At 71.8% G+C, this 12,726-nt stretch carries 11 protein-coding genes; 8 read left to right on the plus strand and 3 right to left on the minus strand.

Going from position 1 to position 12,726, the window contains the following annotated elements; genetic code table 11:
• Positions 1-13: 13 nt before the first annotated feature.
• Both ACWD4J_RS04190 and ACWD4J_RS04195 read right to left on the minus strand, forming a co-directional pair.
• Positions 14-718 (minus strand): response regulator, encoded by a 705-nt coding sequence (locus ACWD4J_RS04190; protein ID WP_451393742.1) that lies wholly within the window; start codon positions 716-718, stop codon positions 14-16.
• A 1-nt stretch (position 719) separates the two neighbouring features.
• Entirely contained in the window at positions 720-1,433 is a 714-nt protein-coding gene (locus tag ACWD4J_RS04195; protein ID WP_451393743.1) for a sensor histidine kinase, read from the minus strand.
• A 477-nt stretch (positions 1,434-1,910) separates the two neighbouring features.
• Here ACWD4J_RS04195 and ACWD4J_RS04200 point away from each other — a divergent pair, with 477 nt between their 5' ends.
• The 8 genes from ACWD4J_RS04200 to ACWD4J_RS04235 all read left to right on the plus strand — a co-directional run bounded on the left by ACWD4J_RS04200 (position 1,911) and on the right by ACWD4J_RS04235 (position 9,905).
• Positions 1,911-2,216, plus strand: coding sequence for a hypothetical protein (locus ACWD4J_RS04200; protein ID WP_451393744.1), 306 nt, complete (start codon positions 1,911-1,913; stop codon positions 2,214-2,216).
• Positions 2,217-2,371: 155 nt separating this feature from the next.
• Entirely contained in the window at positions 2,372-3,946 is a 1,575-nt protein-coding gene (locus tag ACWD4J_RS04205) for a B12-binding domain-containing radical SAM protein (RefSeq protein WP_451393745.1), read from the plus strand.
• 31 nt (positions 3,947-3,977) lie between these two features.
• Entirely contained in the window at positions 3,978-4,988 is a 1,011-nt protein-coding gene (locus ACWD4J_RS04210; protein WP_451393746.1) for a radical SAM protein, read from the plus strand.
• A complete protein-coding gene (locus tag ACWD4J_RS04215; protein WP_451393747.1) occupies positions 4,985-5,848 on the plus strand; it encodes a sugar phosphate nucleotidyltransferase in 864 nt (287 codons plus the stop codon). Before ACWD4J_RS04210 ends, ACWD4J_RS04215 begins: the two co-directional genes overlap by 4 nt.
• The gene (locus ACWD4J_RS04220; RefSeq protein ID WP_451393748.1) at positions 5,845-7,107 is read left to right on the plus strand and encodes a DUF6365 family protein; all 1,263 of its coding nucleotides are present in this window, start codon (positions 5,845-5,847) and stop codon (positions 7,105-7,107) included. The genes ACWD4J_RS04215 and ACWD4J_RS04220 overlap by 4 nt, the downstream gene beginning before the upstream one ends.
• A 2-nt stretch (positions 7,108-7,109) precedes the next feature.
• On the plus strand, positions 7,110-8,045 hold the full coding sequence (locus tag ACWD4J_RS04225; RefSeq protein WP_451393749.1) for a radical SAM protein: 936 nt from the start codon (positions 7,110-7,112) through the stop codon (positions 8,043-8,045).
• Between the two features lie 55 nt (positions 8,046-8,100).
• On the plus strand, positions 8,101-9,123 hold the full coding sequence (locus ACWD4J_RS04230; protein WP_451393750.1) for an ABC transporter ATP-binding protein: 1,023 nt from the start codon (positions 8,101-8,103) through the stop codon (positions 9,121-9,123).
• Complete coding sequence (locus ACWD4J_RS04235; protein WP_451393751.1) at positions 9,123-9,905, plus strand: ABC transporter permease; 783 nt, start codon at positions 9,123-9,125, stop codon at positions 9,903-9,905. The genes ACWD4J_RS04230 and ACWD4J_RS04235 overlap by 1 nt, the downstream gene beginning before the upstream one ends.
• A gap of 78 nt (positions 9,906-9,983) precedes the next feature.
• Here the strand turns inward: ACWD4J_RS04235 and ACWD4J_RS04240 are convergent, their stop codons facing one another.
• Positions 9,984-12,701 carry a LuxR C-terminal-related transcriptional regulator gene (locus tag ACWD4J_RS04240; RefSeq protein ID WP_451393752.1) on the minus strand — a complete coding sequence of 906 codons (2,718 nt, stop codon included), beginning with the start codon at positions 12,699-12,701 and terminating at the stop codon, positions 9,984-9,986.
• Positions 12,702-12,726: the final 25 nt, after the last annotated feature.

Below are 12,726 nucleotides of genomic sequence, written 5' to 3' on the forward strand. Positions count from 1 at the left end.
CTTGCGTCGGAATCTAGGGCGCACTGTTTTGCGGTATATCCGCTGCTGCCGTCGGCGCACCCGGAACGGCCCGGTGCAGCAGCTGCGACTCGTACGCCAGACGGAGCGCGTCCACCCGCGAGGAGGCGCCGAGCTTGGCGTACACGTTGGTCAGATGGCGCTTCACCGTCGACTCGGCGATGCCCAGCCGGGTGCCGATACGGGCGTTGGAGCAGCCGGCGGCGAGCAGCTCCAGCACCTGGGTCTCGCGCGGGGAGAGTAAGGACCGCTCGTCCGGGACACCGCCGAGGGAGTCGAACGTGGAGCGCGGGAGGGCCAGCAGCCCCCCGTCCCTGGCGCGGCCCACGGCGCGCAGCACCGCGAGCAGTTCCTCGCGTCCGACGTTCTTGACCAGGTAGGCGGCGGCACCGCACGCCAGCAGCCGGGTGCTGAGCACCGGGTCGTCGTACATCGTGAGGACGACCACGCGGGTCCGGTCCGATCTTCTGGCCACCTCTTCGATGACCGCGTCGGGGCCGGGCCCGGGCATCTGTAAGTCGAGCAGCAGCAGATCGGGCCGCAGCCGTTCGGCGGCGGCGACGGCCGCGGTCCCGGTGTCCGCGTGCCCGGCCACGGTGAACCCGGGGTCCAGGCCGATCAGTTCGGCCAGGCCCTCCCGGAAGATGGTGTGGTCGTCGGCGAGGACCAGCGAGAGCGGGGATGTCACGGTGCCGCTCACGTCACTCCTCCCCGGCGCCGGCGAGGGGGAGCCGCAGCTCGACCGCCGTGCCGGCGGCACCGCTGCGCACCCGCAGCCGGGCTCCGATCAGTTCCGCCCGCTCGGACATCGAGAGCAGCCCGCCGCCGTGGTGGGCCGTCACCTCGGGATCGAAGCCCGTGCCGTCGTCGTTCACACGGGCGGCCAGCGCTCCGTCCGCGATGCCGACGTCGATCGTCAGGCGGCGGGGCCCGGCGTGCAGGAAGGCGTTGCGGACGGCTTCGCGGAGGATGAGGTAGATCTGCTCCGCGATCGAGCGGGGCAGCTCGTGCAGGGGGCCGGACGTGGTCAGTTCCGTCTCGACGTCCGCGGGTGCGGTGCGGGCCAGGTAGCCGTCGAGCGCCTCGCCGAGTTCCCTGTCCTCGCTCGCGAGGCGTAATTCGGTACCGATGTCCAGGACCGACTGCATGGCCTCGCGGACCGACTGCTCCGCGAGCTCCAGCCGCCGCGCCGCCCGCTCCGGGTCGCTCTCGGCCAGGAGGCGGTGCAGCTTGAGGCTCTGCTCGGCCACACCCAGGGCGTGGGCGGTGGTGTCGTGGAGCTCCCGGGCGATCCGGCGTCGTTCGTCCTGCTGGATCCACAGCTGCAGCTCCGCGTACATCTCGTTCACGCGCGCCAGAGGCCCGGTGAAGGAGAGCGAAGCCGCGGTGGTGCAGGGCACGTTCGCTGGCTGCACGATGAACCATCCCCCCGAAAACACGGCGATCAACCGGTTTCATGATCCATGTTGGTGTCCGGGCGGGTTCACCGCGCGCAAAGGATCGGTCAACCATCGGTAGTCGCCGGGTTGGGACGTTCCGCTTCCCGGGCCGCACGGACGGTTTCGTTACGGTTTCCGACTCGGACCAGTACGCCACGAAGGTGACCTTTCGGACTCCTCCACCATCGTCCGACGGCATTCGCTTTTGTCGAAGCTTGACGGAATATCAGAAAAAACTGCACCAGTTACCGCCAACTCGGACACGGGTGGCGGTCACCTCTCACGTATTTTCCGCTTCCCTCGCAATTCCTCCGCAGCAGCCCCCACACAGGCCGCGGCCATACCGGCAAGCAGTCGACGAGCAAGTCGCCCGCAAGTTCGAGTCCGCACGATCACGGTGCTTCTGACGCCCCATCCGTACACCCCATTCGCTGCTTGCACCGGGAGGCACCCATGCGCGACGCGAAGGACATGGACGTGCACGGCCGGCTCCTGGCCGCCGACGAGCTCCTCGCACAGGGGCACGAGGGCGAGGCCAGGGAACTCGTCGAGTACGTCCTGGCCCACCGCACCGGTCTTCCGGCGGAGGACGCGGAGGACATGGCCGGTTCCTGCGGCCTGTCGGCGCGGCTGCTGGCGCTGCGCGGCGAGCAGGTCCGGGCCGGGCTGCTGGCCGACCTCGCCGTATGGCTCGCCCGCGGCGGCACCCCGCGCCCCTGCCCGCCGACCCCGTGGGAGGAGCGCGCGCAGGCCTCGTGACGACCCCCGCGGCCTCCCCCACGCCCCGTCCCCGTGCCTCGACCCGAGAACCGCCTGTGCCCTGCCTTGCCACACATCCGTACCCGCCGCGCCACCGCGACCGCCGGCGGACCGACTGCCCCCAGAGCGGAGAGTGACCGGGACCGATGCGCCTCGTGCTGCTAGTCAACCCCCCGAACACCAACCAGGTGCGCGACGACGTGTCCTGCACACTGACCCGCCCCGAGGACCTCACCGACTGGGCGAACGTCCCCAGTCTCGGCGTGCTGACGCTCGCGTCCGCACTCGTGCCCGTGCCCGGCATCACCCCCGTCTACCTGGACGGCACGGTCGTGCCCTGGCCCGAGATCCTGCGGTTCGTCGAGGACAACGCCGGTGATCTGCTGGCCGTGTGCGTCTCGATGCTGACGGCCAGTTACGAGGCGGGTCTGGAGCTGCTGCGCCACGTCAAGGCGGTGCGCCCGGAAATACGCACCGTCGTCGGCAACGACCACGTCACCGCCCTCGCCCGGCAGTGCCTGGACCGCCGCCGCGACTGCATCGACTACGCGTTCGCGGGCAACGAAGTGGTCGGCCCGTTCCGCTCCCTGATCGCCGATCTCCACCGCGGCCAGGTGCGCTCGCCCGACCACTACCCCGGTCTGGTCACCTGGACCGCCGACGGCCTGGTCATGACGGAGCAGCGGCCCGAGCCGGTGTTCACCGGCCACGACTACCGGCTGATCGACGAGCACTTCCCGCACACCCCGCAGTACCGGGCGAACTTCGCGACCCGCGTCGCCCCCCGGCTGCGCGAACTGCTCGGCGTCCCGCTGCACAACGCCGTACCCATGGAACTCGCCCGCGGCTGCATCAAGTTCAGCCGTGACGACGCCTGTACGTTCTGCTCCATCCAGTACGGCGGCATGTGGCGCAACAGCGTTCCGGACGCCGAGCGCGGCTGGCAGGTCGTCGAGCACGCCGTGCACTCCGGCTACGACTTCCTGTCGCTCACCGCCGACGAGCTGCCCCTCACCTTCGGGTCGTTGCTGCGTGAGATGTGCCGGTCGGCGCCCGACTGGTGGCGGGGCACGCCGCAGGACGAGCGTCCCGTGTTCGCCGGGTACGCCCGTGCGGACGGCCTGTCCAATCCCCGGCACGCGGCCACCCTGCGGGAACTCGGCGTCCGCTATCTGATGGTCGGCCTGGACGCCGGCTCCCCGCTCTCCCTGTCCGCCCTGAACAAACCGCTCTCCCCCGCCCGGGGCGGCGATCCGCGCTACAGGGCCGAGCGGATGTTCCAGCACAACCTCGACGCGATGGACCGCGCCCGGGACGAGGGGATCTTCCTCAAGACCGGTTTCGTCGTCGGCCATATCGGCATGACCCGCCGTCTCCTCGAGGAGAACGTCGACTCCATCTGCGCCCTGGTCGACGGCGGCAAGGGGGCCATCGCCTCGTCCGACATCGAGGTGCTCTCCCCCGAGCCCGGCTCGTTCGACTACCGCTTCCTCACCGAGCCCGCCTTCGCCGCGGCCACCGCACGGCGGCTGGGGCTCGAGATCGCCGACGCGGACGTACGGGAGGAGATCGCCGAACGGCACGCCCGTCTCGACGTCATCGACCGGGAGGAGGCCATGGCCGACTACGTCCGGGCGCTCATGCCGGAGCTGACGCTGGACGACCTGGCGCGGGCCCGCGAACGCCTGCGCGAGCACTGCAGGAACACCGGCGTGTACGTCGGTGAGTAGCCCCCAGCACAGCCGATCACTGAGGAGTTCCGTGTACTACACCAACATCCTGGTGAGCGTGACCGAGATCTGCACGGTCGGTTGCAGCCACTGCGGTTTCAAGGGATCGATACGCGAGCGCCAGCCCGCGGAGGAGGAGATGGCCGCCTGGGTCACCCAGGCCTGCGACTGGGGCATCCCCGCCATCATCTTCACCGGCGGCGAGCCCTTCCAGCGGTTCTCGCTGCTCAAGGCCGGTGTCCAGGCCGTCGCCCGGCACCCCGCCAAGCCGAAGACCGGCGTCTTCACCAGCAGCTTCTGGGGCAAGGACCCGGCCACCGTGGACAAGTTCCTCGACCAGCTGCCGGGCCTGACGCACCTCTACTTGAGCACCGACGTCTTCCACCAGGAGCGGGTGCCGGCCCAGTACGTGCGCAACGTCATCGACGGCGCCATCGCTCACGGCGTACGCGACATCAGCCTGTGCATCACCATCGCCAAGGACGAGGAGGAGCAGCAGTTCCGCGCCCTGTACGAGGACTACGGCGACCGGCTGCTCATCCACGTGGACCGGGTCATCTCCACCCCGCACATCGACCACGTCGCCAGCACCGGCCATCCGCCGCTGCCCGAGCACTTCAAGACCAGCTGCTGGCTGCACACCCCGATCATCAACCCCAACGGCGACCTGTGCGCCTGCCACGTCGCCAAGGTCGGCGCGCACCGCCCGCTGGACAAGGACGTCTACTTCCTCGGCAACCTCAAGCAGAAGAGCTTCCGCGAGATCATGGAGGAGGCCGACGCCGACTACGCCTACCAGTACCTGCGCTCCTTCGGCCCCCAGGGCGTGGCCCGGCTGGTGAACGAGGACGACGAGCTGCGCGGGCGCTTCGGCGGCAAGGAGTACTCGAGCGGCTGCGACATGTGCTCCAAGGTGCTGCTCAGCCGCAAGGGCCGCGAGAAGCTCCGGGCGCACGTCGCCGACCCCTTCCAGCAGGAGCTCATCGACACGGTGCGCGAGCAGCGCTTCGGTGAGACGGCACGGGCGGAGGCGGCCCGATGAGCGAGGCGTCCGGCGCGTCCGGCGAGTGCGGCGAGTGCGGCGAGTTCATAGGGGTGCTGCCCGCGGCCGGCCGCGGCACCCGGCTGGCGCCGCTGCGCTACCCCAAGGAGCTGCTGCCCATCACGTACGAGCCGCTCGGCGGCGACGGCACCGGGGTGCGGGCGCGGGCCGTCGCCGAGTACGCCCTGGCCGCCATCGCCACCGCCGACGCCGACCGGGTGCTGCTCGTGGTGGCCCCCTGGAAGCTGGACGTCCTCAACTACTTCGGTGACGGCTCGCACGTGGGCATGGAGATCGGCTACCTCTACCAGGAGGAGGCCCGCGGCCTGCCGTACGCCCTGGACCTGGCCCACTCCTGGACCCGCGGCCGGCACGTCGTCTTCGCCATGCCGGACACCATCACCACCCCCGTGGACGCCCCCGCCCGGCTGCGTGAGCGGTACCTGGCCACCGGGGCCGACCTCGCCCTGGCCGTCTTCCCCACCGCGGAGCCCGAGCGGCTCGGGCCGGTGCTGCTGGACGGGGAGCGTGTCCTCGAAGTCCTCGACAAGCCCGCCCGGCCGCCGGTCGCCAACACCTGGGGGCTGGCCATCTGGGGCGACGCCTTCGCCGACCTGCTGCACCAGGGCCTGGCCGAGGTGCCCGACGGCTCCGGCGAACCGGCCCTCGGCCACTACTTCGACCTGGCCGTACGGCAGGGCCTGAAGGTCGTCGGCGTGCCCTTCCCGGAGGGCTCCTTCGAGGACGCCGGCACCCGCGTCGGCATCCTGCGCTGCCTGGACGCCCAGTCGACGCTCCCCCGCAACCCCGGGCAGCAGCCCGCCGACCCGTCCCGCAGCGACCTTGCGAGCCGCACATGAGACTGCTGTTCTTCGCCCTGTCCACCGCCGGCTACGGCGAGACGGTCATCGGCACCTCGCTGGCGCAGCAGCTGCGCCCGCTCGGGGTGCAGAGCCACTTCGTCATCTCCGCCATCTCCGAGCCGGTCCTCAAGCGCAGCGGCATCCCGCACACCCTCATCGACCAGAAGATGGGGCCGCTCGCCCGGCTGATCGTCGACGACCTCGTCGAGACCTACCGTCCGGACGCGATCGTCCTGGCGGACTACTTCACCTTCAGCGGCGTCTTCCAGAACCGCTACCGCCTCCAGCCCTGGTTCATCGAGGAGTACGGGCTGCCCATCCTGCCCATCGACATCTGGGAGTGGGAGAAGACGTCCTTCGCCATCGACATGTTCGAGGAGGACCGCCACGTCGACAAGCGGATCCTGGAGATGCCCGCGCACCTGCGGCCGGTCCCCCTCGCCCATCCCGAACGCGAGGGCCGGGCCTACCCGTTCCGTCTGTGGGAGGGCACGGAGCGGGTCAGCCGGCGCACCAAGCAGCACCTCTTCACCACCTTCGGCCTGGGGCCGCAGGACCGCCTGGTGATGCTGCCGGTCGCCAACTGGCAGCAGCTGCCCGAGGACCGGTACGACTCGTCGATCGGCACCCATGTGCTGCGCGGCGTGCCCCGGCTGCTCGCCCACTATCTGGCGCAGCTGCCGGAGACCACCCACTTCCTGGTGATCGGTCAGGCCCCACCCGAGGTCGGCGGGTTGCCCGTGGAGCGCACCCATGTGCTGCCGCCCTGCTCGCCGGCCCGCTTCAGCACCCTGCTCGGCTCCTGCGACCTGGTCCTGAGCCTCAACATCGGTGCGACGACCCTGGCGCGCGCCATCACCTCGGACATCCCGGGCATCGCGCTGACCAACAGCTTCGCCGTGCCCGGCACGGACGCGGTGGAGCAGGTCGCCGAGCGGCTGGGCGGGCTCACCGGCTTCGTGCGCGAGTGGCTCACCGGCATGGTGCCGCTGCACCGGCTGCGCATGTGGCCGCTGGGCTTCCACGACTTCCTGGAACCGATCCTGACCGCCAACCCCTACACCGACGCCTTCCCCGACATCGAGCTCCTGGACGAACCCGCCGTCGTCCAGGGCATCGAGCGCGCCCTGTACGACACCGAGACCCGGGACCGGTACGCCGCCGCCCGCGCCGCCTATCTGACCCTTCTCGACACCCAGGTGGACACCCGCGCGGCGTTCACCGAGGCGGCGAGCAGGGCCGGTCTGACCCTGTGAGGATGACGATGAAGCAGCTGAGCATGCACGTGACCGACCTGTGCAACGAGAAGTGCGGCTTCTGCGTGGTGGGATCGCCGCTCGCCAAGACCGACAGCGTCGAGTACGCCGAACTGGCCCAGTTCCTCATCGCCAACGCGGACGAGGGGTTCGAGTCCCTCAACCTGCACGGCGGCGAGCCGACGATCCACCCGAGACTGATGGAACTGCTGGACACGGCGCACGTCTTCGGCTACCCGGAGGTGCAGATCCAGACGAACGGCCGGCGGCTGAAGGACCCGGAGTTCGTCGAGAAGCTCAAGAAACGCGGCGTCCGGCTCTTCGTCATCTCGCTGCACGGCGCCGACTCCCACGTCCAGGACTGCCTCACCCAGACCCCCGGCGGCTTCAACGAGACCATCGAGGGCATCAGGAACGCCAAGCGCGCCGGCATCCCCGTCCGGGTCAACATCGTCATCACCCGGATGAACATGGGGCAGCTCGGCAACATCTGCCGGCTCTGCGTCGAGCTCGGCGTCGACCACATCAACATCTCCAACCTGCACCCGGTCGGCAGCGGCTACTTCGCCCTCGACATGCAGGCCCCCACGGTCGCCGAGACCCGCACCCATCTGCTGCCCGTGCTCGACGAACTGACCGGCCAGGGCCACCGGGTGTCCCTGGAGGGCTTCCCGCTCTGTGTCGTCCAGCCGTACCAGCAGCTGGCCATCGAGGACGGCACCCGGTTCATCCGGATGCTGTACCAGGGCGAGGTCTACGACAACTATGACCAGTTCATGGACGATCAGACACGTGAATTTGGTGGGCCCTGCGACGGTTGCCCCCTACGCTCCGACTGCGGCGGGGTCTACCTGGAGTACGCCGAACGTCGGGGGTGGGACGAATTCTCCGCAGCGCGGGCCGAACTGACCGGCAGCGGGGCGGATGCCGCCGTGTGACGGCGCTTCAGACCCTGCTCGACCGACAGACAGTAAGCGCGCACAGAGGAGAGACATGTCGTGCCCGACACCCGTGGTCCTCGATCACGTGTCCAAGAGTTATGGCGGCTTCCGGGCGGTGTCCGACCTGAGCCTGGAGCTGGCGCCGGGCCAGATCACCGTCCTGCTCGGCTCCAACGGAGCGGGCAAGACCACCACGCTCAGCATGATGACCGGGCTGCGCAAGCCCACCTCCGGCCAGGTCCGGGTCTTCGGACTCGACCCGGCCGACCCACGGGCGCGGTCCCGTACCGGGGTGATGCTCCAGGACTCGGGCGTACCCGGCGCCCTGCGGGTGGGTGAACTCATCCGGCTGTTCCGCGAGTTCTACCCCACGCCGCTGGACACCGACCAGGTGATCGACATGGCCAACCTGCGCGACCGGCTGCACGTACGGGCGCAGGACCTCTCCGGCGGGCAGCGCCAGCGGCTGTACTTCGCGCTCGCGGTCTGCGGCGACCCGGAGCTGCTGTTCCTCGACGAGCCGACGGTCGCCATGGACGTCGACTCCCGCAACCAGTTCCTCGGCCATATCCGCGGCCTCGCCGACCGCGGCAGCACCGTCGTGCTCACCACGCACTACCTCGCCGAGGCGGAGCGCCTGGCCGACCGGGTGGTGCTGATCCACCGCAGCCGGCTGATCGCCGACGGCACCAAGGCGGAGATCAAGGCGCTCACCACCGGCAAACGCGTGTCGTTCCTGCTGCCGGGCGAGGTGGGCCCGGCCGAGTTCGACGGGCTGCCGCTGGACGGCCTGGAGCTGACGCCGCAGGACGGGCACACCGCGGTGCGCTTCCACAGCGACCGTCCGGAGGACGTGCTGAGCACGCTGGTGCTGCGCGGCAGTCGGCTGACGGACCTTCAGGTCGTCGGCGTCGACCTGGAGGAAACCATTCAGCGGCTGGTCCACCAGGCGGCGGAGGACGGGGCCGGGGGCACCGCGGGTACCGAGACGAAGGCCACGGAGACGAAGATCGCGCCGCCGGAGGCCGAAGAACCCGAAACCGCGCAGTCCGAGGCCGCGGAGGTGCAGGCCTGATGACCACCACCGTCCAGACGGCGTCCCCCTGGCGCCGGCAGCTGCCGGCCTCCATCCGCGCGCAGGCGCTGATCCTGATGCGCAACCCCTCGCTGATCGTCGCCGCCATCGCCCTGCCACTGGTGCTGTACCTGGTGCTCGGCACCAGCGGCGGCCACCAGCCGCAGCACGGGGCGCCCTACGCCGCGTACACGCTCTGCTCCATGGGCGCCTACGCCGGCGGAGCGATCATGCTGCTCAACTTCGGTACCACGCTCGCCGTGGAGCGCGGGCAGGGCATCGACCGGCTCTTCCGCGCCAGCCCGATGCGGCCGTGGACGTATCTGACCGCCAAGGGCCTGGTCGCCGTCGTGGTGAGCGCCCTCTCCTTCGCGGTGCTCTCGCTCTCCTCGGCCCTCTTCACCGACGCGGGACTGAGCGCGGCCACCCTCGGGGAGCTGGTCGCCCGGCTGCTGTTCGGCTCCATCCCGTTCCTGGCCATGGGCATGGCCCTGGGGTACGTGGCCGGGCCCGGCTCGGCGTCGCCGGTCGCCACCCTCGGCTATCTGCTGCTGTCCATGGCCTCCGGTCTGTTCATGCCGCTCTCCCAACTTCCGCACGCCGTACGGGAGGCGGCCCGGGTGCTGCCCACCTACCACTACGCCCAGCTCGCCTGGGGCACCCTGGGCGCGGCGGACGAGCCCTGGACCACCGCCGCGGCCTGGCTCGGCGGGTACGCCGTGGTCTTCTTCGTGCTCGCGTCGCGGCTCTATCGGCGCAACCAGGTGCGGCGCTTCGGCTGACCTGCCACGCAACGCGCGAAGGGCTCCCGGCATCGCCGGGAGCCCTTCGGCGTCGCCCGCAGCGGCGCGGGGGCGGACTCACTCCCGGGCGCGGCCCTCATGGCGCGGTGGCAGCTGTCGGTTTCGGGCCGCGGTCTGTTCGGCCAGCATCTTGCGGGAGCTGATGCCCAGCTTCGCGAAGACGTGGGACAGGTGTGCCTGGACGGTGCGTGGCGAGGAGAACAGCCGGTCGCCGATCTCCCGGTTGGTCAGTCCCGTCGCCGCCAGGTCGGCCACCTGGCGTTCGGCGGGCGTCAGGCTGACCCAGCCCACACCGCGCCGACGCGGCCCGCGCAGGCGGCCCGCGTACGCCGCCGCCTCCCGCAGCGACAGCCGCCGCCCCTCGGCCCACAGCTCCGCGAAACGCTCCGTCGGCAGGGCGGCCATGGCCTGAGCCCGGTCCGCGTCGCAGCGGCCGCGGTTCGGCCCGGTACGGCGGCTGCCCAGGGCGTCACGCAGGCCCGAGGCGGCGGCGAGCAGGCGTACGCCGTAGTCGGTGCGGTCCTGTTCCAGGGCCAGTGAGGCCAGCGCCTCCAGCGACTCGACGGCCGCGACGGACAGCCCTGCCTGTACGCGTAGGCCCAGCGCCTGGTGGTACGCGGACCAGGCGCGGGCCGCGTCGCCGAGTGCCCGCGCGCAGTCGCCGACCGCCTGTTCCGTACGGGCGAGCAGCGCCGGCCGGGCACCGGCGCGGGCGATGGCGTGGGCCTCCTCGATCAGGGTCCAGGCGGCGCCGGCCGAGCCGGCCGCCAGGGCCACCTCGCCGAGCCCCAGGATCCCGTTCGCCGCCTGGGCCGCGGTGGTCTCCCGGGACACCGCGGTGACCTGGGCGAACGCCTTCCTGGCCGTCTCCTTGCGACCGTGTGCGAGGCGGCTTCGCCCGGCGACGTTCAAAGCCGCCGCGCCCAGCAGCGGTGCGTCCACCTCGGCGGCCAGGGCCACCGCCCGCTCCAGCCGGGCTTCCCCGTCCGTTCCCGTGTCCAGGTCCAGTCGGCAGGCCTCCGCGACGATCAGCGCCAGCGCACCGCGCGCAGCGGACCCGGCGGCCAGCGCCTCCGCTTCCTCCAGCGCGGTCCGTGCCTCGTCGAGCCGGCCCTGCTGCCGGGCCACCCGCCCGGCCACCGGTAACGCCACTGCCAGGACCAGGGGAAGGGGGCAGCTACGGGCGGCCGACAAGGCCGTGGCCGCCGCCTCCCGGGCCGCCTCCGCCTGGCCGGCCTCTGCCGCCGCCAGCGCGTGCAACGCCGTGACGACGGGGGCCCAGGGCGCGTCGGCGTCGAGCGCGGCTACCGCGCGGTCGATGCGGCACGCGGCCGCCTGCGGATCGGTGCCCAGCAGGGCGGCCCCGGCCAGGGCCTCGGCCCACGCCTGTCCGCGGGCGTCCTGGTCCCGCGCGCAGCGCTCCCGGGCCGACTCCGCGGCCGCCAGCGCCGCTTCGGACCGGCCGAGCACGCAGTCGAACATGCCGCGCGCGAGCAGTGCGCGGGCGTACCCGGCCGGGTTCGGGGGCGGCTCTCCGGCCGGTTCTTCTGCTGCGGCGGCGTCCGCGCGGGCGAGTTGGGCCGTCAGCAGGGCGGCACCCTCGCGTATCCGCCCGGACAGCAGCCAGAACGGGGCCGCCCCGGCGGCCAGGCGCAGCCCGTCGCCGAGGTCGCCGTGCTCGGCGCACCACTGGAGCGCCGCGGTGAGGTCCGCGGGGCACAGCCCCGCCGGGTGCGCCAGGGCGTACCGGACGCGGGTGCGCTGCATCGCCTCGGTCTCGCCCGACCGGGCGAGCCGCTCGGCGGCGTAGGTCCGGATGGTGTGCAGCAGGCGGTAGCGGGCCTGCTCTCCGCTGGGGTCGCAGACCACGAGCGACTTGGACACGAGACCGGCGAGCGCCGGCAGCACCTCTTCCTCGGGCAGCGATGCCTCGTCCGCCTGCAGCGACACCTCTTCCGCGGGCTGCCGCGGCCCCGCGCAGATCCGCTCGGCGAGGTCCAGCGTGAACGAGTCCGCGAAAACCGACAGCCTCCGCAGCAGCACCCGTTCCGGTGCCGTGAGGGTCTGGGCCGCCCAGTCCAGCGTGGAGCGCAGCGAACGGTGGTGCGCGGGACCGGTGCGCCGCCCGCCGGCCAGCAGGCGGAGGCCGTCGTCGAGCCGCGTCGCGATCTGGGCCGCCGTCAGCACCCTGGTCTGCGCGGCGGCCAGTTCGAGCGCCAGCGGCAGACCGTCGAGGCGGGCGCAGATCTCCCGTACCTCCGGGGAGATCTCGGGCACCACGCCGGCCCGGTGCGCCGCGGCCCGCTGGACGAAGAATGCCTCGGCCTCCGTCAGCGGCAGCGGCGGCACGGGGCAGACCGTCTCCCAGCTCACGCCCAGGCACTCCCGCGAGGTGGCGACGATCCGCAGCCCCTCCGGGCCGCCGGACAGCAGCCCGGACGCGAACTGCGCCACCGCGCCCAGCACGAGGTCGCAGTTGTCGAGCAGCAGCAGCCGCGGCCCGGTGTCCGGTGCCAGACGTTCCGCGGCCGCTTCGAGGAGCTCGCCGGCGGTCCGCGCGTCGGGTACGTCCACGAGGTCCACGGCCGCCCCGGGCGGCCACCCGTCCTGCGGGCCGCAGGCGACCAGCGCCTCGGCGAGCCTGCTCTTGCCCACGCCCGCCGGCCCGGTGAGCGTGACCAGACGGGCGTTCTGCAGCAGTACGCGCAGCCGGGCCAGCTCGCGTTCGCGGGCGTGCAGAGCCGGCCCCGCCGTGACGAGTGCGGTGTCCTTCATCCTCGGCATACTCGGCATCGGCACC

The organism is Streptomyces sp. NPDC002577 (genome assembly GCF_053594815.1).